Source organism: Ruegeria sp. CDSB022 (assembly GCF_059611145.1).
This window is the reverse complement of the sequence record NZ_JBXWOZ010000001.1, coordinates 227878-251336: the sequence shown is the minus strand read 5'-3', so window position 1 is coordinate 251336 and position 23459 is coordinate 227878. Positions and strand designations below refer to the sequence as shown.

The 23459-nt window shown below is 58.3% G+C and carries 28 protein-coding genes; 7 read left to right on the top strand and 21 right to left on the bottom strand.

All coding sequences use genetic code 11. From position 1 onward, the window contains the following. Positions 1-4: 4 nt before the first annotated feature. The 4 genes from AC2FIZ_RS01275 to AC2FIZ_RS01260 all read left to right on the top strand — a co-directional run bounded on the left by AC2FIZ_RS01275 (position 5) and on the right by AC2FIZ_RS01260 (position 4175). On the top strand, positions 5-304 hold the full coding sequence (locus AC2FIZ_RS01275; protein ID WP_185956602.1) for an FtsB family cell division protein: 300 nt from the start codon (positions 5-7) through the stop codon (positions 302-304). 175 nt (positions 305-479) lie between these two features. Further along, positions 480-1469 carry a pyruvate dehydrogenase (acetyl-transferring) E1 component subunit alpha gene (gene pdhA, locus AC2FIZ_RS01270; RefSeq protein WP_496790465.1) on the top strand — a complete coding sequence of 330 codons (990 nt, stop codon included), beginning with the start codon at positions 480-482 and terminating at the stop codon, positions 1467-1469. Between the two features lie 15 nt (positions 1470-1484). After that, positions 1485-2855 (top strand): pyruvate dehydrogenase complex E1 component subunit beta, encoded by a 1371-nt coding sequence (locus AC2FIZ_RS01265; RefSeq protein ID WP_142633211.1) that lies wholly within the window; start codon positions 1485-1487, stop codon positions 2853-2855. 15 nt (positions 2856-2870) lie between these two features. Next, entirely contained in the window at positions 2871-4175 is a 1305-nt protein-coding gene (locus tag AC2FIZ_RS01260; RefSeq protein ID WP_281994465.1) for a pyruvate dehydrogenase complex dihydrolipoamide acetyltransferase, read from the top strand. Positions 4176-4235: 60 nt separating this feature from the next. Here the strand turns inward: AC2FIZ_RS01260 and cysE are convergent, their stop codons facing one another. Next, positions 4236-5045, bottom strand: coding sequence for a serine O-acetyltransferase (gene cysE / locus AC2FIZ_RS01255; RefSeq protein ID WP_142633207.1), 810 nt, complete (start codon positions 5043-5045; stop codon positions 4236-4238). Positions 5046-5129: 84 nt separating this feature from the next. Here cysE and AC2FIZ_RS01250 point away from each other — a divergent pair, with 84 nt between their 5' ends. After that, positions 5130-5468 carry a TraR/DksA C4-type zinc finger protein gene (locus tag AC2FIZ_RS01250; RefSeq protein WP_271948079.1) on the top strand — a complete coding sequence of 113 codons (339 nt, stop codon included), beginning with the start codon at positions 5130-5132 and terminating at the stop codon, positions 5466-5468. Here the strand turns inward: AC2FIZ_RS01250 and AC2FIZ_RS01245 are convergent. The 20 genes from AC2FIZ_RS01245 to AC2FIZ_RS01150 all read right to left on the bottom strand — a co-directional run bounded on the left by AC2FIZ_RS01245 (position 5449) and on the right by AC2FIZ_RS01150 (position 21291). Further along, positions 5449-5745, bottom strand: coding sequence for a DUF7742 family protein (locus AC2FIZ_RS01245; RefSeq protein ID WP_281994464.1), 297 nt, complete (start codon positions 5743-5745; stop codon positions 5449-5451). The genes AC2FIZ_RS01250 and AC2FIZ_RS01245 overlap by 20 nt on opposite strands. Positions 5746-5750: 5 nt before the next feature. Then, positions 5751-9713, bottom strand: coding sequence for a baseplate multidomain protein megatron (locus AC2FIZ_RS01240; protein WP_281994463.1), 3963 nt, complete (start codon positions 9711-9713; stop codon positions 5751-5753). Beyond that, on the bottom strand, positions 9714-10160 hold the full coding sequence (locus AC2FIZ_RS01235; protein WP_271947589.1) for a C40 family peptidase: 447 nt from the start codon (positions 10158-10160) through the stop codon (positions 9714-9716). Beyond that, positions 10157-11044, bottom strand: coding sequence for a phage/gene transfer agent baseplate hub protein (locus AC2FIZ_RS01230; RefSeq protein ID WP_496790464.1), 888 nt, complete (start codon positions 11042-11044; stop codon positions 10157-10159). Before AC2FIZ_RS01230 ends, AC2FIZ_RS01235 begins: the two co-directional genes overlap by 4 nt. Next, positions 11044-11676, bottom strand: coding sequence for a DUF2460 domain-containing protein (locus tag AC2FIZ_RS01225; protein WP_281971926.1), 633 nt, complete (start codon positions 11674-11676; stop codon positions 11044-11046). Before AC2FIZ_RS01225 ends, AC2FIZ_RS01230 begins: the two co-directional genes overlap by 1 nt. A gap of 15 nt (positions 11677-11691) precedes the next feature. Then, positions 11692-12354: an RcGTA-type gene transfer agent tail tape measure protein gene (locus AC2FIZ_RS01220; RefSeq protein ID WP_271947594.1), complete on the bottom strand. Its 663-nt coding sequence runs from the start codon at positions 12352-12354 to the stop codon at positions 11692-11694. Next, complete coding sequence (locus AC2FIZ_RS01215; protein ID WP_271947596.1) at positions 12341-12550, bottom strand: rcc01693 family protein; 210 nt, start codon at positions 12548-12550, stop codon at positions 12341-12343. The genes AC2FIZ_RS01220 and AC2FIZ_RS01215 overlap by 14 nt, the downstream gene beginning before the upstream one ends. Next, positions 12547-12867 carry a gene transfer agent family protein gene (locus AC2FIZ_RS01210; protein ID WP_142633190.1) on the bottom strand — a complete coding sequence of 107 codons (321 nt, stop codon included), beginning with the start codon at positions 12865-12867 and terminating at the stop codon, positions 12547-12549. The genes AC2FIZ_RS01215 and AC2FIZ_RS01210 overlap by 4 nt, the downstream gene beginning before the upstream one ends. 2 nt (positions 12868-12869) lie before the next feature. Beyond that, complete coding sequence (locus tag AC2FIZ_RS01205; RefSeq protein ID WP_142633188.1) at positions 12870-13283, bottom strand: phage major tail protein, TP901-1 family; 414 nt, start codon at positions 13281-13283, stop codon at positions 12870-12872. Between the two features lie 20 nt (positions 13284-13303). Beyond that, positions 13304-13717, bottom strand: coding sequence for a DUF3168 domain-containing protein (locus tag AC2FIZ_RS01200; RefSeq protein ID WP_496790462.1), 414 nt, complete (start codon positions 13715-13717; stop codon positions 13304-13306). After that, positions 13714-14052: a phage head closure protein gene (locus tag AC2FIZ_RS01195; protein WP_271947601.1), complete on the bottom strand. Its 339-nt coding sequence runs from the start codon at positions 14050-14052 to the stop codon at positions 13714-13716. Before AC2FIZ_RS01195 ends, AC2FIZ_RS01200 begins: the two co-directional genes overlap by 4 nt. Then, on the bottom strand, positions 14049-14648 hold the full coding sequence (locus tag AC2FIZ_RS01190; protein WP_281971924.1) for a head-tail connector protein: 600 nt from the start codon (positions 14646-14648) through the stop codon (positions 14049-14051). The genes AC2FIZ_RS01195 and AC2FIZ_RS01190 overlap by 4 nt, the downstream gene beginning before the upstream one ends. 171 nt (positions 14649-14819) lie before the next feature. Next, entirely contained in the window at positions 14820-15998 is a 1179-nt protein-coding gene (locus AC2FIZ_RS01185; RefSeq protein WP_281971923.1) for a phage major capsid protein, read from the bottom strand. A 35-nt stretch (positions 15999-16033) separates the two neighbouring features. After that, positions 16034-16591 (bottom strand): HK97 family phage prohead protease, encoded by a 558-nt coding sequence (locus AC2FIZ_RS01180; RefSeq protein ID WP_496790461.1) that lies wholly within the window; start codon positions 16589-16591, stop codon positions 16034-16036. Between the two features lie 14 nt (positions 16592-16605). Next, positions 16606-16824, bottom strand: coding sequence for a GTA head formation protein, RCAP_rcc01685 family (locus AC2FIZ_RS01175; protein ID WP_142633175.1), 219 nt, complete (start codon positions 16822-16824; stop codon positions 16606-16608). Further along, positions 16817-17980 carry a phage portal protein gene (locus tag AC2FIZ_RS01170; RefSeq protein WP_281971921.1) on the bottom strand — a complete coding sequence of 388 codons (1164 nt, stop codon included), beginning with the start codon at positions 17978-17980 and terminating at the stop codon, positions 16817-16819. The genes AC2FIZ_RS01175 and AC2FIZ_RS01170 overlap by 8 nt, the downstream gene beginning before the upstream one ends. A gap of 171 nt (positions 17981-18151) precedes the next feature. Beyond that, a complete protein-coding gene (locus tag AC2FIZ_RS01165; protein ID WP_271947611.1) occupies positions 18152-18964 on the bottom strand; it encodes a class I SAM-dependent methyltransferase in 813 nt (270 codons plus the stop codon). A gap of 119 nt (positions 18965-19083) precedes the next feature. After that, positions 19084-20454, bottom strand: coding sequence for a DNA-packaging protein (locus AC2FIZ_RS01160; protein WP_496790460.1), 1371 nt, complete (start codon positions 20452-20454; stop codon positions 19084-19086). Continuing rightward, positions 20363-20707, bottom strand: a complete 345-nt coding sequence (locus AC2FIZ_RS01155; protein ID WP_281994458.1) for a hypothetical protein — start codon at positions 20705-20707, stop codon at positions 20363-20365. Before AC2FIZ_RS01155 ends, AC2FIZ_RS01160 begins: the two co-directional genes overlap by 92 nt. 206 nt (positions 20708-20913) lie before the next feature. Then, entirely contained in the window at positions 20914-21291 is a 378-nt protein-coding gene (locus AC2FIZ_RS01150) for a VOC family protein (protein ID WP_271947618.1), read from the bottom strand. Positions 21292-21331: 40 nt separating this feature from the next. Here AC2FIZ_RS01150 and AC2FIZ_RS01145 point away from each other — a divergent pair, with 40 nt between their 5' ends. Beyond that, positions 21332-21868, top strand: coding sequence for a winged helix-turn-helix transcriptional regulator (locus AC2FIZ_RS01145; RefSeq protein ID WP_142633164.1), 537 nt, complete (start codon positions 21332-21334; stop codon positions 21866-21868). A gap of 317 nt (positions 21869-22185) precedes the next feature. Continuing rightward, positions 22186-23448 (top strand): DEAD/DEAH box helicase, encoded by a 1263-nt coding sequence (locus tag AC2FIZ_RS01140; RefSeq protein ID WP_142633162.1) that lies wholly within the window; start codon positions 22186-22188, stop codon positions 23446-23448. Positions 23449-23459: the final 11 nt, after the last annotated feature.

Sequence of the window (23459 nt, the reverse complement as noted above, 5' to 3'; positions counted from 1 at the left end):
CAGAGTGTCCCGTTCCCATCGGCCCGGTTTGGGCTCAGTTGCTTTTTTCTCGGTGGCTTTCATGCTGGGTGTGTATTTCACCTTTGCTGCCGTCCAGGGAGACTATGGCCTGTTTCGACGGGTCGAGATTGCAGCGGAACGGGATGCTCTGTCGCGCGACCTTGCAGCGTTGAGCACCGAAATCGCCGAAATGGAAAATCTGACCCGCAGGCTTTCAGACACCTATCTTGACCTCGATTTACTGGATCAGCAGGCGCGCTCGATCCTTGGTATGATCCGCTCGGATGAGATTGTCATCCGCTGAGCGGGACCAAAATTCTTCGTCGGAAATCCCTGCTGTGGTAACGCATACGTCCCTACCTGAACGGTTTTCCGCGTGTCAAACCACAGCGCAATATTTCCACTCGCCAGAAAGCCTCAAATGTTCTATTAGATAGTTTAACGCTAAACTATCTTGCCGAGAGGGGGAGATCGCCACAATGGCTGCGCGAAAAACCACAAAGAAACCAAACGTTTCTGCGGAAGAACTCAAGACCTATTACCGTGAAATGTTGCTGATCCGCCGATTCGAAGAAAAGGCTGGCCAGCTATACGGCATGGGTCTGATCGGTGGTTTCTGCCACCTGTATATCGGTCAAGAGGCAGTTGTTGTGGGACTGGAAGCAGCCGCCGAAGAAGGTGACAAGCGGATCACCTCTTATCGCGATCATGGGCATATGCTGGCCTGCGGCATGGATCCGGGCGGCGTAATGGCAGAACTGACCGGGCGCGAGGGCGGATTGTCCAAGGGCAAAGGCGGTTCGATGCATATGTTCTCGAAAGAGAAGCATTTCTATGGCGGTCACGGCATCGTCGGAGCGCAGGTTCCTCTGGGTGCCGGTCTGGCCTTTGCCGACAAGTATCAGGAAAACGGCCGCGTCACCTTCACCTATTTCGGGGACGGCGCCGCAAACCAGGGGCAGGTCTATGAGACCTTCAACATGGCCGCGATCTGGGAACTGCCGGTGATCTTTGTGATCGAGAACAACCAATACGCCATGGGGACGTCCCAGGCACGTTCGACTTCGACCAAAGACATCTACCATCGGGGCGAGGCGTTCGGCATCCCTGGCGAGATCGTCAACGGAATGGATGTGCTAGCGGTCAAAGAGGCCAGCGAAAAGGCTGTCGCCCATTGCCGCGCGGGCAAAGGTCCGTACATTCTGGAAATCAAAACCTATCGCTATCGCGGACACTCGATGTCCGACCCGGCCAAGTACCGCACCCGCGAAGAGGTTCAGAGGGTGCGCGAACAAAGCGACCCGATCGAACATGTCCGCGAGCTGCTGCTTTCCGGCAAACACGCGACCGAGGATGACCTGAAGGCGATCGACAAAGAGATCAAGGAGATCGTCAATCAAGCCGCTGAATTCTCGAAAGAAAGCCCCGAGCCGTCGCTGGACGAGCTTTGGACAGATATCTACGCCTGAGAGGACGATTAAGACATGGCAACCGAAATTCTCATGCCCGCCCTTTCCCCCACGATGGAAGAGGGCACCCTGGCCAAATGGCTGGTCAAGGAAGGCGACACCGTATCAAGCGGCGATATCATGGCCGAAATCGAAACAGATAAGGCCACGATGGAGTTTGAAGCCGTTGATGAAGGGATCATGGGCAAGATCCTGATCGCTGAAGGCACCGAAGGGGTCAAAGTAAATACCCCTATCGCCATCCTCGTCGAAGAAGGCGAAGACGCCTCCGCCCTGCCTGCGGCTGCACCCACAGCCGCAGCGACGACCGAAGCCGCCCCTGCTGCGGTTGAGGCCCCTGCTCCTGTCTCTGCCCCAGCCGCACCTAAGGTAGATCTGTCCCCAGATTGGCCAGCTGATGCCGAGATGAAATCTGAAACCGTGCGTGAAGCCCTGCGCGACGCCATGGCCGAAGAAATGCGCAATGACGGTGACGTCTACCTGATGGGTGAAGAAGTCGCCGAATATCAGGGCGCTTATAAAATCTCGCAAGGTTTGCTGGATGAGTTTGGCGCCAAGCGCGTAATCGACACCCCGATCACCGAACATGGTTTTGCCGGGATCGCAGTTGGTTCGGCCTTTGGCGGGTTGAAACCGATTGTCGAGTTCATGACCTTCAACTTCGCCATGCAGGCGATTGACCAGATCATCAACTCGGCCGCGAAGACGCTCTATATGTCCGGCGGTCAGATGGGCTGTCCCATCGTGTTCCGGGGTCCGAACGGTGCCGCCGCCCGCGTGGCAGCCCAGCACAGTCAGGACTATGCGGCCTGGTATATGCAGATCCCCGGCCTCAAGGTCGTCATGCCCTATTCAGCGGCCGACGCCAAAGGCTTGCTGAAATCCGCGATCCGTGACCCGAACCCGGTGATCTTCCTGGAAAACGAAATCCTCTATGGCCGCTCATTCGAAGTACCGCAGGTGGATGACCTGAGCATTCCGTTGGGCAAGGCCCGCATCTGGCGCGAGGGCACAGACGTGACCATCGTCAGCTTTGGCATCGGCATGCAGTTCGCACTGGAAGCCGCCGACAAACTGGCCGAGGACGGTATCAGTGCCGAAGTGATCGACCTGCGCACCATCCGCCCGATGGACACAGGCGCAATCATCAATTCGGTGATGAAAACCAACCGTCTTGTGACCGTCGAAGAAGGCTGGCCGCAAGGCTCGGTCGGCAGCTACATTTCATCGGTGGTGATGCAGGAAGCGTTTGATTACCTCGACGCGCCTGTCATCAACTGCACCGGCAAGGATGTTCCGATGCCCTACGCAGCGAACCTCGAAAAACTGGCGCTGGTGACCACCGACGAGGTGATCGCAGCCGTCAAACAAGTGACCTACCGGTAAGGGAGCAACAGACAGATGCCCACCGAAATTCTGATGCCCGCCCTGTCGCCGACCATGGAGGAAGGCACGCTTGCCAAATGGCTGGTCAAAGAGGGCGACACAGTCTCCTCCGGAGATCTGCTCGCCGAAATCGAAACCGACAAGGCCACGATGGAGTTCGAGGCCGTTGACGAAGGCACAATCGGCAAAATCCTGATCCCTGAAGGAACCGAAGGGGTCAAGGTCAACACCGCCATCGCGGTTTTGCTGGAAGAAGGCGAAAGCGCTGATGATATCAGTGCAACGCCTGCAGCGGCTCCGGCGGCGGCGCCAGCCGCCACGGGCAACGAGGCCTCCGCTCCAGCGGCGTCCGAAGCGCCCGTCCCCGCCCCGGCAGCGCCGGTCAAGGCAGATGGCGGTCGTATCTTCGCCTCGCCCCTGGCTCGTCGCATCGCTGCGCAAAAAGGTCTCGACCTAGCGCAAATCAGTGGATCCGGCCCACATGGGCGTATCGTCAAGGCGGATGTCGAAAGCGCAACCGCAGCCCCTGCTGTGGCGGCTGCCCCTGTACAGGCCGCATTAGCACCAGCCTCCACAGCCGCGCCAACCGGCCCCTCGACGGATATGGTCATGCGGATGTACGAATCCCGCGATTACGAAGAGGTTAAGCTGGACGGGATGCGCAAAACCATCGCCGCGCGCTTGACCGAGGCCAAACAAACAATCCCGCATTTCTATCTACGCCGGGATATCAAGCTGGATGCACTGCTGAAATTCCGCGGTCAGTTGAATAAGCAACTTGAGGCCCGCGGCCTCAAACTCAGCGTCAATGACTTCATCATCAAGGCCTTGGCCAATGCGCTGCAACAGGTGCCCGAATGCAACGCCGTCTGGGCGGGAGATCGGGTTCTGCAGCTGAAACCCTCGGACGTGGCCGTTGCCGTCGCGATCGAAGGTGGCCTGTTCACGCCGGTCCTGCAAGACGCCGACACCAAGTCGCTGTCAGCGCTTTCAACCGAGATGAAGGACCTGGCTGCCCGTGCCCGCGAACGCAAGCTGGCCCCGCATGAGTATCAGGGCGGCACATTTGCGGTCTCGAACTTGGGCATGTTCGGCATCGACAATTTCGACGCTATCGTGAACCCACCGCATGCGGGCATTCTGGCCGTCGGCACTGGCGCAAAGAAACCAGTTGTTGGTGACGATGGCGAACTGACGGTTGCAACAGTCATGTCGGTTACGATGTCGGTCGATCACCGGGTCATCGACGGTGCCCTCGGTGCGCAGCTGCTGCAGGCGATCGTCGACAATCTGGAAAACCCGATGGTCATGCTAGCCTGATATCTGGCTAAAAAAGGCCGCCCTCTACTGGGCGGCCTTTTTCTTTAAGAACCTTCAGATCTAGTGATCTTTGCCCAGCATATGATCCATCGAGATCGAGGGCTGGTCACATCCAGCTTCACCGACGATCTTGGCCGGAATACCGGCAACAGTTTTGCATGGTGGCACCTCTTGCAGCACCACCGAACCGGCGGCAATCCGGCTACAATGGCCCACTTTGATATTGCCCAAGACTTTGGCGCCGGCGCCGATCAAAACGCCATCACCAATCTTGGGGTGACGTTGCTCCTCTTCTTTTCCAGTCCCGCCCAGCGTGACCGAATGCAACATCGAAACATTGTCGCCAACGATGGCCGTTTCACCGATCACGATGGAATGAGCATGGTCGATCATGATCCCCTTGCCGATTTTGGCAGCCGGGTGAATGTCGATACCGAAGATTTCAGAGGACCGCATCTGGAAGAAATAGGCCAGATCATATCGCCCCTTGAGCCATAGCCAATGGGCGACGCGGTAGGCCTGCATCGCTTGATAACCCTTGAAATACAGAATCGGTTGCAGAAGACGGTGGCAGGCCGGGTCCCTCTCGTAGACCGCCATCAGGTCTGCGCGGGCGGCCTCAATCAAATGGGGATCGTCAGCATAAGCTTCGTCCACGATCTCGCGCAGAACCATCATCGACATTTCGTTCGAACATAGTTTTGCGGAAACGCGATAGGACAATGCTCTGGTCAGGCTGCGATGATGCAGAATACAGGCGTGCACCAATCCACCCATCAGTGGTTCATTCTCGACCGCGGCCTGAGCCTCGGTCGTGATGCGATCCCAAACGGGATCTACAGGTGTGACATGACTGCGCTTTTCCAACATGGCTTTTGATCCTTTGCTGCGCCTAGAATGCCATTTAGTGGCTAAAACGCCAAACGCAAACCCGTGATCGGCAAAGCAACGAAAATGAATGAGGCTGACCTGAAGCAGATCAACGAGAAAATCCGTGCCAGGCTGGACGAATTGGCGCGCCAGTCGCAGGCCGGGAAAGATGCGCAATCTGTTGTTGAACTGGATCAACAATCTATCGGTCGTCTGAGCCGGATGGATGCGCTACAGAACCAGGCCATGGCCAAGGCGCACCAAGTCAATCGGGACCTTGAATACCGACGCCTTTTGGCCGCGTTGAAGCGGATTGAAAGTCAAGAATACGGATTCTGCGAAGATTGCGGCGAGCCGATTCCAAATGGCCGACTTGAATTGGACCTCGCCGCAACCAGATGTGTCAGCTGTGCTTCTGGTTGATGCGGAACCGGATCAAATGACGCAGCACCGTCTCAAAACACCGGCAATACTGCAGATCATCGAATGCGGGTTCGGCGGCAAGGCGCCGGTTTCGCGCCGCAGCCATTAACGAACCGTTGCCGAACAACGGGTGTAGCCGCCCTGTTTTACTTACATGGCCTTCAGCCGTTTCAGCTTCGGCAATCATACGTCGGCATAAGCGTTCACGCTGATCGGGCGGCGCGTTCAACAAAACACGCGCCGCCGCGCTGACATCTCCGTGCAATACGGGCCGCACCGCGCCTATCCGACCTGCAGCCTGACAGGCAATCCAGGTCCGTAAGCCGCAGATATCTGCGAAACCGACACCTCATAAGACCCAGTTGCAGCGTCACCGGCCTTCATGGACGACGTGTAATTCCAATCCGGCTGGGCAACGACCTGTTCCCGGATCAGGCTACCATTCTGCCGGACCTGAATAAGGTAGGCTTCGGTTTCTTCATTCAACGGCACATCCAGCCCGGACCAGTCATCGCCATCCAGACGTGTCCGCCGCACCCATGAGAACACGTCCCTCGAGCTGGATTGCTGCACGCGAAGATGAGAGGGGGCGTAGGGCCGCAAACCATTGCCTTCAAAGGCCTCGACCAGATGCTCGTAAGAGGGATCTTCATACCCTCTGGTTGCAGGGCCAATGCGATAATGTTTGGTCAGGCCACGTTCCGACCGCAACAACCCTGTCTGGAAGACACGTTCGTCCAACAACACGAACATTGATCCTTCGGGCCAGAGATCGGGCATAATCGCATCTGTCCCCAGCTGACCGCGCAACCGCCCGGACACGGAGTAGGCACCTGTCGATTGCAAAGCCGCATCCGCGAATTGGAACACCTCCCAGTTGTCCGGCGTTCCGTCGCCAATCGCCGCAAGATTTGCCCCGCTTAACAAGGCAGACCGTGGACGAGATTCCAACAGGCCATCTACCAGATTGACCTGCAAGGCATCGCCCTCGTCCCAAAGTCCGGCACTGGCCCTTCGCATCGGGCTTTCGGTGAAACCTATGACGGTCTGCCCTGTAATCACCTGTTGCAGCACATAATCTTCGTCTCCGGGTGCGGCGTACACCGCAACGCTTCCTGGCCAGGGATCTGCTGCAACCGCAAGATATGGCGCATGCGGCACCTCGGAACCGGTGATCAGAGGCAGGTCCAAGAATACCGGCAGCACCGGCACCGGAGCGACAAATGGCTTCGTCGTAACTTCATCAGCGGGGGCATCTGGCGGTGTGTAAACGCCGGGCTCGATCCTGACAGCCTCGGCCAGTTGCATTTCGGCCTGTTCAAGCCTGTCAATGCGATAGCGCGCGTCCTGCCCACCACTGACCAGCCGCACAACATCCCCTGCCCCGACATTCAAAAGCGAAGGCGGTAATGCAAACCTAGCCGTTTCACGCGAGACACGCGCCTCACTCAGCCAGCGTTCCACCGTTTGACGCCCCTCGGCCCGCGTCATGGACAACGGCATCTCATTTACCGATACCGAATGGGTTTCATCATCAGGCAACACAGCCTCTTCCGAGGCTATTTCATGGTCAGCATCAGACTGAACAAAGCGCAGCCTGACACGGCCAGACATTTCCGCCTCAGCCTCGCGACGATATTCCACGTGTCCGTCAATGTCCGAAGTGATGGCCAACTGCTCTTCATTCAGGGTCAGGGCACGTGCGCCATCCCGCATCTGAAAGATCAGCTTTCCTTCGCGTTCAAGCGCATCGAAACCATACCGCAGCATGAGCGGTTGCAATGCCGAACGGGCATCCGAAACCTGTTCAACCGCATAGCCCTGAACGGTACCGTAAAGACCCGAGACATCAATCTCGGTAACGCCGGCTGCATGGCAAAGTTCGGTCACAACAGAGGCCAGCGTTCGTGAGCCGGAACGCCCATTAAGCCAATGGCCGCGGGCATAGTTTGCCCCATCGCTCCATTGGCTGCGCAGGTTTGGAAAGGTCGGATAGGGCCGCGCATCCCACGCCCAGACATAGGCATTGGACACGTCCACCATCGGGCCACCATAGCTGGATGAAACTGGATTGATATCTGCGTCCGACCAATAGCCAAGGACCGCCCTGAGGTATTGCGCCTGCAGAAAGTCGTCCCGAAACCCGTTTGAATATTTCGGCAACCCGGATTCTGAAGATTTAGGATCCAGAAACTTGTTGGGCTGATTGGTGCCTTTGTCTACTGCCGCACAACCGAGCTCAGTGAACCAGATTGGCTTGGACTCTGGCAACCAAAGAGTCGGGTTATCGCTGCGCACACCATTGATTCGCTCGTGATGCGGTTGTGACCACCAGTTGCGAACGTCCTTATAACGCCAGATCCACGGCTCGTTATGGGTGCCGTCTTCGATCGGTGTGCGGATTTGTGCCGCCTCTTCTTCGGGCGAGGCATAATACCAGTCATAGCCTTCGCCACCTTCGATGTTCCCACGCAGATAGGAAAGATCGTAGATGGATTTTGCGCCGGCATCCGCATCCACGTGATCTTCACCGTCCCGCCAGTCGGACAGAGGCATGTAGTTGTCGATACCGACGAAATCTATGTTGTCATCCGCCCAAAGCGGATCGAGGTGGAAGTAGCGATCCCCACTGCCATCATTTGGCTGGTAGCCGAAATACTCGCTCCAGTCCGCCGCATAACCGATCTTTGTGTCTGGCCCCAGAATACTACGCACTTGCCCTGCCAAAACGCGCAGCTGCTCAACGGCCGGAAATCCGTTTAGGCCACGAATCTGGGTAAGACCACGCATTTCCGAACTGATACAGAAGGAGTCCACCCCACCTGCCGCCTTACACAAGGCAGCGTAGTGAAGAATAAATCGGCACAACCCCCATTCCTGCGGGCCAGAGTAGGAAACCGTGCCGTTTCCGATAACAAAATCATCCGCTCGCGCCTGACCAAAGAAATCGGACACCTGAACATCGGCCTCAGCCATCTGGTCCGGAGACCCGTCCCGCCCAGGCGCAACGCTCAGGGTGATGCGACCGCGCCAGGGAAGGTGGGGCTGATCGCTGGCGTCTGACCACGGATCGGGCAATCCGTTTCCACCGATCTGATCCATCAGGATAAACGGGTAGAACATGACCCGCTTCCCCTCTTGCTTAAGGTGTTGGATCGCTTGAATGACCGACGCGTCCGCTGGTGTCGCGCCATAGACGGGCTCGTTATTTTCCTGACGAACGATCTGGGCGGTTGCCCTTGTCAGCCCCGCGACACCCCAGGGCATATTTTTGCCTTCGATACCATTTTGCAGAACCTTTGGTTGTATCTTGCATTGACCGCATCGCAGATCACTTCCGAACCAGGACACAACCAAAGAGGCGGCTTCACAGCCCGGAAGTTCACTTTTCAAGGCTTGTGTGGACGTCACGAGATCAGGCAAACCAGAGGTTGAATTCACATTGGCCGCCCAACTGCGGCCGCGGCCTTTTGTGTAATTCACCTGCTGGGACGCCAGTGCATATTCACCGGTCCCAGGCATTAGCGCCACGCCTCGTACAATACGTGACAAGGAATTTTCGGTATCAGGCAAACCAGGCTGCTCTTGCCGCACGACCTCGAACGAGAACTGCGGGACGCGGTTTCCAAAAGCGCCCAGCTTCAAATCTTCGATCACAATATAGGCGGTGCCACGATAGGCCGGGACATTTCCAGTACCTTCGATTGCTTCGATCAACGGATCGGGCAGCTGATCGTCGGTGCCAGGATAGACGCGCATATTCAAACTGCTGCGCTCAATCTCTTCGCCATCCGCCCAGACACGCGGCACGTCAGATATTTGCCCCGCGCCCAACGCGACCGCTAATGAAACTGAATAGCTGTAGCTGTTGGTGGTCGTTGTAACCTCGGGCTGCTTGGGGGATCCCTTGCCACCCCCAACCGATTGCGTGGTAGAACTGGTGCTGCGGGCTTCCAGAAAATCCGAAGCCCAGATAACCTGCCCCCCGACACGCATCCGACCAAAGATGTTGGCGACAGCGGCGCCCTCGCCCGTCTGAGTAAAGCGAAAACGGTCCAATCGGCCCGTTTCTACAACTTCGCTGCCGCTGCCCATGACCGACTGGCTCATCAAACGCTGGTCGATGACACGCCCAAGAGTGGCACCAATGGCACGGCCGATAACTGCCGTGGACAGGCCCGCAACCGTCCCGCCAATGGCCCCGCCAACTGCGGCACCCGCCGCAGACAGTAATATCGTCGCCATCTAGATATCCTCCGTGGGGAACTCAAAACAAGAAACAACCCGCCGTCGCCACGGGTCGCTCAGGGCGCTTTCAACAACGCCATGTCCGGAATAAGCGTGAATGAACCGAGGGATGTCTCGACAGGTGCTGACAATCCCCAAATGCTTGGCAACGCCACTTTCCCGCATACGAAACAGCAACACGTCTCCGACAGAAAACCATGCCGGGTCTTTCTCGATAAGATGGCGGCGTGCTGCGGCCCACATACGCTCTTCGCCCTGTGGTTCAGACCAATCCATGCTATAGATCGGGACGGCCTCAGGTTCGTGCCCAAGCACCGCCCGCCATACGCCGCGCAGCAGGCCCAGACAGTCTGTTCCGACCCCTTTGACAGAAGCTTGATGAACATAGGGGGTACCAAGCCAGCTTCGGGCCTCATCAACAATGCTTTGCTTTATCGGTATCATCGTCTGCTGCCTCCGCGGTTCGCCCCGTTGTTCTTGGGAACGGCCATCACCCAATCTTCGGTAGGCAGGTCAGGAAAACCTTGGAAATTATTGATATTATTGAACTTCACACGACAGGTCGCCATGCGCTTGTCACAACCCGCGGTCAGCCTTACCTTGTCGCCCTCGGCCAATCCTCCGCTGATTGCAGACCACAGAACGACCGATCGACCTGTGTCGGTCTTTTGGTCCTTCTTGACCGCCCCCCACAGCCCAGCCGCACGGCCTGTCAGCACATCAAGCCGCCCACGTTCAAACCATGCCTCAAGGTGAGTTTCCGCCCCTCGCAGCTGCAAAATACTGCCCCCCGTCAAACCGACGATTTCGGCTTCGTCAGAATATCCCGGGGCATCGGTGTTGAACCCGCACGCCTTGTCGCCCAGCACGGCTGTGCAGGGCTTTTGGTAAATCCGGCCCAAAGGTCGGTTCAACTTATCTGTCAGGCCCCGCAGTTCGGCATGAAAAGCCCCACCTGCCCGTCGCAATTCACCAATTGATCCGCGGAACTGCAACATTCGCTGCGATGGATCGACCCAGTTCACAAGCCATGCCCGCACCTCGGCCCCGTCGAAGCGACCGGATTCGATATCCTCTTCGGTTACTGCGACATCCGATAACGCACCCATTGCTTCCGAGTTATCAATGGACAGCCCCGTTGCCTGCTCGATCGCGGCCGCCGTCAGACCCGAACTTGCATTGAAGTCCAGGCCTTCAAAGCTCAGCTTCAGGTCATGGTCGGTAAAGCCAAGCTGAACACCGTCTGTGCGCGTAATCGCCCAACACCGACAGGTCGTTGTCAGACCGCTCTGCAGATGGGCCTGCAGGGCCTGTTTGTCACCAGCCATCAGACACGCACCTCGACCACTGGCACGTTCGGAACGTCCCCTGCCTGAAAACTCGCGACACTTGTCTGGATCTTGTCGGTGTCAAACCTCACTGGCACATCGAATTCAAAGCCGGCGGTGATATCAACCCGTTCAGGCGGAGGCGAATAGAACGTGACCAACCCCGAGTTCAGATCCACCTCGAAGTCGACACCTTCACGCATCTCATCCTGCTCGACGCCCACGCGGACGGTTCCCAATACGGGTTTGACGACCGGCCTTACATAAGTGAATCCACCCGAGGAATAGGTTTTTACCAGCTGGAATTCTGTCGCTACACCATCACCTTGCGCAATGATCTGGTCGCCTTGGGCAACTTCGCCCGTAGCCGCACCAGATTTGAAATCGGACCAGTCTTTCCAGCGAAATCCAAACATCTGCCCCTGCCTCGCCTCGAAGAAGGAGATCAACGTTTCGATGTCATCCAGGGACCGCATCCCCAAACCGGCATCATAGCGCCGCCGCGAATGCGCCCAAGGGGTATTGCGCTCTTCGAACCCGTTTGCCAGCGTCACAATATCCGTGCGCCTCTCGGGCCCACCAACCGAACCAAAACTCAGGCTGGCCGGAAATCTCACTTCGTGGAAATTCATGGTCTGCTCCCTGATCTACCTATTGCGATTGCCACGGCCCAGCGCGCGGCTCATCTGGGCCGCGATCTGGCTTTGGCTTCGACGAAAACCCTGCACGTCCGGGGTGGTGATGTTCATCACCACGTTCACCGCAGAGCCGCCGCCAGACATGCGCACACCTAATTTCCCATCGGTACCGCGGGCCAGCGGCATGATGGCCTCGGGGCCAGCCTCGCCCATCAGCCCGGTGCCCCCACGCATTGGAAACGTGGTTGGACCGCTGATCACTCCACCGTTGGCAAAGGGCATCACCCGTCCTTGGCTGAAGCTGCCGCCGTCAGCAAAAGGAAGAATGCCCTTCACAAAACCTCCGATCCCATTGGCTAGAAGGCCGCCGAAATGATCCGTGACCGGTTTGATCGCAGCAGAATAAGCGGTGCGGATCATCGAGTTCTTCAACACGTCCAGCGCATCGGACAGGTTCATTCCGTCCATCACGACTCCATCGAACGCCCGTCGCAGGCCACCGGACATGCCACGCTCCAGCGTCGCCACATCCTTGCCCGTTTCCTCAAAGGCTGCTTTGATGCGCTTCATCTGCCCATCAAATGCCGCGGCCATCGACGCCGCATCACCCAACGAGTCGCCAAGCGCCTCGCCCCGCTCCTGCAGGTCTTCCAACCCGTTACGATCCGTCATCACGCTCTCCTTTTGTCTTGTCCGGATAGGCCGCCAGCAACGCGTCCAGACCCATTCTGTTCATCGAAGGCATGCCCGCGCCATGCCCCAGCATCAGCCGCAACTCGGCCGGGGTAAGGCTCCAGAATTGATCCGGTGTCAGGCGTAGGCTGAGGTATCCGACCCGCATCAATGCGGGCCAGTCGAACCCGCTCATGCCTGCCCCGGCACCATGAAGGCCCTTGCCAACAACTCGGCCGCAGCACACGCGCCGTGCATTGGCCCGCCCTCAATCTCGGCACTCAGCAGATCGGCGCGGGTGACATTGGCCCCGCCCCCCCGCAGCCCGGCGACGATAAGCGCCAGAACATCACCGCTGGAATAGGCGCCGCCTTCGAACCGTTGCACCAGTTCAACCAGTGTCCCTGTGCCCAACTCCCGTTCCAGTTCCGCCAAAGCGCCCAACGTCAGCTTCAGAACCCGTTGCTCTCCATCGATGGTCAGTGCCACCTCTCCCGTCCACGGATTGGCCATCGTTACAGCGCCGTAAAGGTCAGAGCACCGGCGCTTGCCATGCTCATTTCATAGGTCGCTTCACCATTGTGAGAGCCCGCATATTCGATGCCGGTCACCTGGAACGCACCTTCAACAATCCCGAAATCCGGGATGATGATCTGAAAACCAGGTGTCTCACCGTCAAAGAACAGCTGTCGCGCGCGCTCATCCGTTCCCGCGTCCTTGAATACGCCCGAGCCCGAGATCGAGGCCGACTTGACCCCCGCGCCCGACAATAGCTCGCGCCAGCCACCCTGGCTTTCCAGGCTGGTGACATCGACACTTTCCGCATTGAAACTGACCCGCGTGGCACGCAGCCCCGCAATGGTCTCGAACAGGCCTGAGCCGTTCATATCCACTTTGACCAACAGGTCTTTTCCGTTCTGGGCAGCCATTTACTCTCTCCGTTGATTACTTAATCGTCTTCCACGCGGGCGCGGAATCTCAGGTCGATCTGGCGGATCGCGCCGCCCGTTCCGGTCCGACGGGCCGAGGCACGTTCGAACCACAGCCCGACCAATCGGCCTCGATCCAGGGTCAGCCCTGCACTGTCCAAGGCGTCACAAATCGCCCCCGCCAGCGTTTTTGCTGCACCGAACCCGGCAGCTTCGGACACGACGGACACCGTGAAACGATGGATGGCACCGGTCCCCGATCGGTCCGAGGCATCGCGCACCTCTTCCGGGCCCAGCGTCACATAGGTTTGCGGAACTGAACCCGCTGGAACGGCGTCATAGATCGCTCCACCTGAAAGAGTGCTGATCTGTGTGTCTTCCGACAATTTCTGGTAGATTGCCGCCTGGAACGCGGCTGAAACGCCATAGCTCATACCGCCACCTCCTCATCCGCAAAGCAGATCAGGTACTGGCCGCGCGGGTCTCGCTCGGCGACGGCGCGGATAACGAAACGGCGTGTGCCTTCCGCAAACCGCTGATCCGGCGAGGGGCGCATGCTCGATCCTTCTGGCTTGCCACGAACCACAATCCGGTAGCCGACACGCGAAACCGGCAACCCTGCAACATTTCTCTCTGACCCGCTGCGCGCAGTGACTTCGGCCCAAACCGAGCCCAAGGCGACCCATGTTTCCAGATACCCACCGGCGCCATCAGCGGTGCGCACAGAGGATTCAAGCAACAGTTTTCTATTCAGCCGGGGTGCCTTCATTGGGCCACCCCTGCACCAAAACGAACCACACGATAGCGTTGGATCAGGCTGGTCACGCCAAAGGGCATACAGCCGGCACCCAACGTGGTCTCATCCCGGTATTCATAGTAATGCGCGGCCAACAACAGAACCGCCTGCCCAAGATCTGCCGGCAAGTTTGACCATTCCCCGGCAATACCGGCGATAAACGCGATCTTCACGGATCCGCCGGTCGAAATAGCGGGCAAGACAGCCCCGGCAGGGCGTATCCGCGGGCGCTGGCTATCGCGATCCAATCTGTATCTGTCAGACGAAACGGCGATTTCAGTACCCGCTGCATCCGTCAAACTGACCGTATTGATGGTCGAGACCGGCGCCACAGGCAGCACTTCGCCCGCAGGGTCACGCCAACTGTTAAGGCTCCAGGAAAACTCACGCGTGATAAGTACCTTCCCGGTACGCGCCTCAATCGCAGCAATCGCCGCCCTTAAGAAGCCCTTGAGCACTTCATCCTGCACGCTGGCACCAGTAAAGCCTGTTCCCAGCCTCAAATGCGCCTTGAACTGATCCACCGGCAGCGCCGCATCCGCGATGGCGGTTTCTTCGATCAACATCATCCATTCACTCCGCAATCTCGGACCCCTCCGGGGCCGTAACTTCAGGAATTGACGGGCACGCGCCGCCCCACGTTGCTCGGACGGAGGGGAGCAGCTAGACAACGCAGGGGTCTCACCCCGACCCGCGCCCGCCGCCCCGAGGGGCGAAGGCCCCCCGGGATTCAGCCCGCTTTAGGCGGTGCCGAATTTCACGAGTTTGATCGCAGCAAAGTCGCTGACATCACCGCCGACGCGCTTGGTCGCATAGAACAGAACATGCGGTTTGGCGCTGAAGGGATCGCGCAATACGCGCAGGTCCGGGCGCTCGGCGATGGTATAGCCCGCCTGGAAGTCACCGAAGGCAATCGAGAAACTGTCGGTTCCCGCATCCGGCATATCTTCGGCGATCAGCACCGGATAGCCCATCAGACGTGCCGGCTCACCCGCCGCCAGACCGTCCGACCACAAGAAGCGGCCATCGCTGTCTTTCAGCTTGCGGATCAGACCAGCAGTTTTCGAGTTCATCACGAAGGTTCCGTTGACCCGGTACTGCGCACCCAGCGCATAAACCACGTCCACAATGGCATCCGCCTCGACACCGCCATCGATGCCGGTGGGGACATAACCAATGTTACCCCAATCCCAAACATCGTTGTCGACCTTGGCGTGGTTCAGAATACCCTTGGGTTTGTCCGCACCGTCGCCGTTGATAAAGGCCGAGGCCTCGGCGCGTGCAAACTTGTCCGCGATACGGCCGGCCAGCCAACCCTCGACATCGAACGCGCTGTCATCCAGCAGTCGCTGCGAGGCTTTGGGCAGTGCGCTCAACTCGTGCAGCGGGATCGAGATTCGGTCAATCGACGGGGTGCTGGTTTCGCTCGCCGCAGCATTTTCATCTGCCCAGCCCGCACCGACATCCGTGTGGTCGATCAAAACATCGAACGAGTTCGCCTCGACATTTACGATCGAAGCAATCGAGCGGATAGAGGCCGTAGATTTCAGCACCGATTTGATGATCTCGGCGGTTTGCGGGTCAATCAGGTACCCACCGTCACTGTTCACAGCGCTCGAGAGGGATTTCACCTCCATCTCAAGACCACGCAGGCCGTCATCCTCACCCGAACGCACATAGGCATCAAAGGCCTTCTGATGCGGTGCGCCGTCCTCGATTGAGGCTGCAAGATGCGGGCGTGCCGCGATGGTTGATTTACGATCCAGCATGGTCAATCGCTCTTCTGTCTGTTGCAATTTTGTCTTAACTTCAGCCTTGAGGCCCTTGAATTCGTTCACGAAGCCAGTCATCGCCTGCTTCACCTCCTGAACCAGGGGCACACCCTCTCCGGTCAAGGCCGGGGTTTCGGTCTTGCTCATCAGCACTTCCTTTTTGGGGGTGAGGTTTCGGCGCGCTAGGTTCGCGCCAGCTCCTGCCGGGCGTGATCAAACACCTCGGCAATACTGCGCCAGGTGTTCTCGGCCTCGGGGTCCACCCCCTTTGCCGCCACCCGCGCACTGGGCAGCATCGGGAACGTCACCAGCGACACCTCCCACAGCTCCAGTTCGGTCAGGACCCGCTGGCCCTTGTCATTCTTCACGGAGCGCTTGGTACGATAGCCAATCGACAGGCCATCCATTGCGCCCGCCCGGATCAACTCGGCCGCCTCGCGGCCCTTTTGCGTGCTTTTCAGCAGACGGCCCTTGACCCACAGGCCCCGGTCGTCCTCGCGCACCTCGTCCCAAACCCCGATGGGTTGCGCCGGATCGTGCTGCCACAGCATCTTGACCCTTTGGCCCGCTGTAGCCAGCCCCTCAAGGGAACCGCGATACGCACCTTTCTGCACCACGTCACTGCCCTGATCCACCTGTCCAAACAGGCTGGCATAACCTTCGATCACCGCGTCCTCGGTCACCGAAAGGCCGTCTCCGAACCGTGCGAACTTATGCTCCAAATCCATAATCTTCTCCATGTAACCTGCTGAATTCATGGTGTTACTGAAAGGAATGACTGAAACGCCTGCGCCAGGATCACCGCTGCCACGCCATACACCGTCAGCCACAATCGCCTCTCCAGCCGCTCCATCATCTCTTCGATCTGATCCAGCCGCCTGCACAGATGTTCATGCTGGATCTCGGCCACCCGCTCATGCGCGGCCAGCCGCAAGCCTGGCGCGCAATCGAATGGCGGATATCCTTCAGCCATCCGCACGCTCCGGCAGCCCCAGCAAGGCGCGCTTTTCGGCATCGCTCAGGAATTCGGCCCCATTGACCCGCGCCCATTGCGCGTCCCGTTCCGCCGACAGCGCAGGCACCTGATCCAGATCGGGCTTCAGCACCAATTCCTCACCGGAAAAACCCGCCAGCCACTCCGACACCGCCGCCGCCACCCGCGTCACCAGAGGCAGCACTGTCAGGCGATAGAACGCCCGGTTGGCCTCCTGATAGTTCGAATAGGTCGCGTCGCCTTGTATCCCCAGCAGCATCGGCGGGACCCCAAAGGCCAGCGCGATCTCGCGGGCGGCGGCTTCCTTGGTCTTCTGAAACTCCATGTCCGAGGGCGAAAAGCCCATCGGCTTCCAATCCAACCCCCCTTCCAGAACCATCGGACGACCAGCATTCCGCGCCCCGCGATAGTTCTGCTCAATCTCATCGGACAGACGCTGGAACTGGTCCTCGGCCATAACTCCATGGCCATCACCGCCCTTCCAGACCAGCGCCCCCGAAGGCCGCGCCGCATTGTCCAGCAGCGATTTTGACCAACGCGACGCGCTGTTATGCACATCAATCGCCATCGCCGCCGCCTGCATCGGCGAGAACCCGTAATGATCATCTTGCGGGTGGAACGACTTGATATGACAGATGTTTTCCGCCGAAAACCGGTGCTTCTTGCCGCCAACCGCGTAATCATACGCCTTGGGCCACCCATCCGCCCCGGGCACCACTCTCATCCGATCGGAGCGCAGCACATGTAGCTCAACCGGCAGCCCTTCCTCGGCCTGCACAGCCTCGACATATGCATTGCCCGACAGCAGCAACTGCCCGAACAAGGCCTCCATCAACTCCGCCCGTCCCTGCGCCGCATTCGGGCGACGCATCAGGGACAGGATCGGATGCGTCTCATACCGCTGCGCCTGATCCTGCAGCACCAGCGGCAACGCCGCCGCCGCCTCGGCAATCAGCTTGACCGAGCGAAACCCCACCGGATTCCCCGAAAACCCCGTCCGCGTCAGCGATACAGCGTCCCGAGGGCTCCACGCCACGCGCCCACCGGTTTGCCATGCAACCACGGGTCCGGCTGCACTTGCCTTTGCTTCGGGCGCTTCCTCTGCCGCTCCACGACGCAAGAAATCGAATACCATGTCCAGATGCTCCTTTCTGTCGCCGCTGTGTCCGGCTTGTTGAAAGGAGTTATGACGCAGAGAAGTTTATGCCTCGGGAATAGAACGTACGGGGGTAGGGCAACGGGTTGGAATTCTTACTAATTCACAACGCAGAAGCGAATAGAGTGGGTAGAAAAATCAATTTGGCGTTTACGGTCTCGCAAGAAAAACATGCCCCTGAATTTTGCCGGACACCGGCCCTTTACCAAACAGCTTTTCGATGTCGGCGGCGGCGGCGTCTGTAATTTCAGTCAATGAGCCCGCAGCACGTTCTTCCAACTCATTTCTAAGCGGTGTCCCCTGGCAGTAAGCCACTGCCGGAGCTTGCGGATTGCTCGCTCGGCTTTGCTCGGAAATGGTCAGTGTTTCGATATCCGTAAAACCAGCTTCCTTAAGATCATCGACAATTGAATCAATATTGCCGTGCCCATGGGGTGTTCTTGCTAAAAACACTGGGGGATCTTCCGGGAAAAACCGAGATGCCGTCTTCGTCACGCAATGCGCAAACTCGTTCTCTTCGATACTGTCCCAAACATTGAAGATAAAACACCCGCCATCCTTCAAAACACGAAGGGCTTCCTTGTAACCAGCTACTTTGTCAGGAAAAAACATCACCCCAAACTGGCAACAGACAACGTCAAATGTATTTGTCTCAAAGGGCAACGCCAACGCATCCGCCTGCTTCCATTCTATTCGATTGGCTTTCGGTTGCTGCGTTGACGCTCTGTCCAACATCGGTTGATTTAAATCAGTAACCACATAACGAATTTCGTCGCTCAGCAGCGGGGCCAACGCACGTGTTACTACTCCGCTACCCGCGGCGGTCTCCAAAACAGCTTTGGGTTTGGTATCAGCGACTCTCTTTGCCAAGTCTGCGGCATAAGATTCGAAAATCAATGGAACCAGAAATTCATCATAAATGTCTGGAATTGAGCCGGTGAAGTTTTTGTCACTTGTAGACACTACGAAATCCCTCCCCGACCCTGTGGTCGCAAAGGGTGTATTCCTAGCATAAATCGCTGGCTACGTCACTTCGGACCGCGATCAGTCCTTCAACCGCCGCTCTCCGCCTTTTTTTATCCTCACAAACTCCGCACCCTAGGCCGCCGATACGCCCCCGCAGGCCCTACAACCAACTCATGCAGCGCCCAGACCAGCGCGTCGACCCGGTCGGGCGAGCCCTGCCCTTGATACCCCCGCGCGGTCATCTGACACATCTGCTCCTCCAGCGCGTCCAGCCCGGCCACATGCGCCACCCGCCCCTGCTCGTACAGGGCCGACACAGGCTCCGCCCGCGCGAACTTGCCGCGTGACGCCCGCACCGCGCGGTACGGGACCAGAGGGTCCACCTGCCGCACGACCTCTTCCACCAGCTGGCCACCCTGATTGACCTCAGCCACCAGCCGTTCGGCCCCAAATTCATCCATCGCATCAATCGCCGCCTGCGCCCAGCCCGCCGGGCCGACGCCCTGCACCGTCCGGTCGGCCAGCACATAGGCGCGCCACTCCTCGGGCGGCCCTTGCAAACACGCTCCAACGACGACGATCCCGCAAGCATCCGCAGCCGCCCCCGCCGTCACCGCCGGGTCCAACGCCACCACGATGCGGTCCAACTCTGGCACTTGGCTAACCCGCGCCGCCTCCAGCATCGAACCTGTCCACAGCGCCCCCTCGACATCCGACAATAGCACCCCATCCAGCTCCTGCCGCCCCAGCCGTGTACCGGCATAGCGCGCGCGCACCTCGGCTAGAAACGACCCCGCCAAATTGGCCCGGTTCGCCTCGGTCGGCGCATGGGTCTGCACCGTGGACGGCGACGCCAGCAGATCCTTCAAAACTTTCACATTGCGCGGCGTGGTTGTCACACAGACCCGGGGCTGATCCCCCAACCGCAAAGCAAACTGCAGCATATCCCATGTCTCCCCAGCCTTTTTCCACTTGGCCAGCTCGTCAACCCAGGCCGCATCGAATTGTGGCCCGCGCAACCCCTCAGGATCATGGGCCGAGAAAGCCTGCGCCTCGGCCCCATTTGGCCAGACTAGTTTTCGCTCTGACGCCTTCCAAATAGGTCGACGATCCGGTGGTGAGCATTGCAATATCCCACTAACGCCAAAGATCATCACGTCGCGCACCTGATCAAACGTCTCGCCAAGCAGAGCCACCCGGCGCGCCTTACCCGTGTCCAACGGCAAAGACCCCTCGACCATAGACCGCACCCATTCAGCCCCGGCCCGGGTCTTACCGGCTCCGCGCCCGCCCATGATCACCCAGGACCGCCAGTCACCTTCTGGCGGCAATTGATGCGGCAGCGCCCAGAACTCAAACAGGAAAGGGAGGGCGCACAGCCCCCCCTCCCCGATCTCACTCAGAAATCTGTCCTGCACCGCAACAGGCGCGGAGGCGAGCCAGCCTGCACCCGATCTCAGATCGTGCCCGATCAAGGTCGAGCGCATAGCCCCCTTGAGCAACTCCGGCTTGTCTGTGATGTTGTTCGACAAAGCTTGTCTCCACTTTTTGGCAACTTCGGATCAGCCCCTCAAGCTGTCCCAGTTGCTTACCTGCACCAGCAATATCTGCATCCTCCCCGGCACTGATCTGCCTGCGCAGTTCTTCCGCTGCTTTGCGCAGACCGCGAATGGATGTCTCAAGTGACTGCAACAAGTCAGCCGTTTGGGAAATCCGCTCTTCCGGGGTAATCAATGTCATGTTTGCGTATTGACCTCATGCGTGAGTTTTCTCCGCACGAGAGAAACGAAAAACGGCCGCCGGATGTTACCCCGAGGCCGTTGCTCACTTCTTCTAGCATGACACAGTTCGTACCAAATTAAGTTCGAAAAGTCAATGAATTGCGCAACACCCACGCAACAGGGAACGTTCGGTGCAGGTTAACAATTTCTTCCCCGCGCGCGTCTTTAGCTGCTGCCAGTCAAATCCTGTGCCAGCATCAGCGCATTCATATCCGGATCATAAAACGTGGCCGTGCTGACCATTCCTTCGATCGTTTCCGTCGCACCGTCGAATGCCACCCCTGCATCCTCTAACGCACTGCGCGCGGTGGAGATATCGGCGACCTCAAACACTGGAACACAATTTCCCGGTGAGGGCTCGGCCTGCTCTCCTAAACCCAATGTGACGCCATCCACATTGGTGCGCATCTCACTCCAACCCGCCTCGTCTATGTGATGGGAAAGTTCAAACCCCAATTTGTCGCTGAACCATTCGGCGCTTGCATGGCGGTCCCGAACCGAAATCGCAAGGGTGATCGTGTTTTTCAAAGAAACAAGGGGCATCAATCTTTCCTTTTGAGCTAAATTATATTAACTATACTTTATGGACATTAATTTGCTTGTCAAGCTGACCTCCCGAGCTTGGTCGCTGAATATTCTGGCACTCATGCATTCCGGCACTCCTGGCAGGCAGGCCGCTCTGCTTGCTGCCACCAGCGCAGGAAGAACTGCCTTCGCGGCAAGTCTGGACCATCTCATACGCCTTGACCTGATCGAAAGGAATCCGGGCCACGGGCACCCATTGCGCCCTGAATTCCGATTAACCCTGCCGGGGATCGAAGCCGCCAGTATGGCCAGCGCAATCGTAAACGCCGTTCCGGATGACACCAAGTTCAAGCTCGTCCGTAAATCCTGGACCGTCCCGATCCTGGCACTCACCGGCACTCCGCACCGCTTTTCCGCCATCAAATCGGATTTGGTATCGATCACGGATCGGGCGCTGTCGTCGTCCCTTCAACAGCTAGAGGCGCTCGACTGGATCCGACGGGACATTGAAACTGCCGCGCGGATGCCCTTCCCTACATATCGAGCTGTAAGAACAGGTTTTGCGATCAACCAAGCGGTCAATCTCACTGCTTAAAGGTTGCAGACAGCCCACAACGATCCTTTTCGCCGGATGTGATCTATAACGCACAGCTTGACATTCCGCCCCGCAACCTGCATGAGCGCCTTAACAAAGCGCTGACGCGTGAGCATTGGCAGGTCCGACCTGCTCCACAGCGCTCGATTCACCCCATAGTTCCCCTTCACGCAGGGTTCTGAATGCGACGGCCGGATGCCGCAGGAAACGCCTGTGCATCCAGAGTCTTAGCGTAACCCTGTTGGCATCGCATATTGCGCTGCTGATTTATGTCGCCCGTGGTGATCCAGTCGCCAGGGGCAAAAAAGGAATGATATTTGTTCGACTTTGATATGCTGGGTCTTGCCCCGGCCCTGAATGACGCATTGAAACGCGCCAATTTTTCACAACCCACTCCGATTCAGAACCAGGCAATCCCCATGGCATTGCAGGGGCACGATATTCTGGGCCTTGCCCAGACCGGCACCGGCAAGACGCTGGCTTTTGGCCTACCTCTGATCGACCACCTGCTGGCTCAGACCGGCAAGCCTGCGCCGAAAACCGCCAAGGCTCTGATCCTTGCCCCGACCCGTGAACTGGTCAACCAAATCGCAGATAGCCTGCGCAATTTGACCACGAATACGAAGCTGCGTGTGGCGACAGTTGTTGGCGGTCAGTCCATCAGTAGGCAGATTTCGTTTCTGGCACGCGGCACAGACATTCTGGTTGCCACCCCTGGTCGTTTGATCGACCTGATGGAACGCAGAGCAGTCGACCTCGGCTCGGTACGTCATCTGGTACTAGACGAAGCCGATCAGATGCTGGACATGGGCTTTATTCATGCTCTGCGCCGGATTGCACCGCAGTTGGGCACGCCCCGCCAAACGATGCTGTTCTCTGCCACTATGCCCAAGCAGATGGAAGAACTCAGCCAGGCCTACCTGACAAACCCGCAACGCATTCAAGTGTCCCCTCCGGGTAAAGCCGCCGACAAGATCACCCAATCGGTTCATTTCCTGAGCCGCGCGGAAAAACCGAGCAAACTGCGGGAGATTTTATCTGCGGACAAAGAAGCTCTGACGCTGGTGTTTTCGCGTACAAAACATGGCGCCGAGAAGCTGATGAAGGGTCTCGTGGCCGACGGCTTCAACGCCGCCTCGATCCATGGCAACAAAAGTCAGGGACAGCGTGACCGGGCGATCAAAGCTTTCCGCGCAGGCGAAATAAATGTCTTGGTGGCAACAGACGTGGCCGCTCGCGGCATCGACATCCCGGGCGTTGCCTATGTCATCAACTACGACCTACCCGAAGTGCCGGATAACTACGTCCACCGCATTGGCCGAACCGCCCGTGCCGGTCGCGAAGGCGAGGCGATCGCTTTCTGTGCACCGGATGAACTGGATCAACTGAAGCAGATTCAGAAACTGATGAAAATTGAGGTTCCGGTCGCCAGCGGCACAATGCCCGAGTTCGCCGAACCCGCAAAATCGCGGAAAGGCGGAGGGTTCCGTCGCCGTGGTCCAAAACCGCAAGCAGCTAACAAGTCGGGCAATCCCGGAGGCCCAAAACGTCGGCGACCGCGTCGATCCTCCGCCGCCTAAATCTAAAAGGC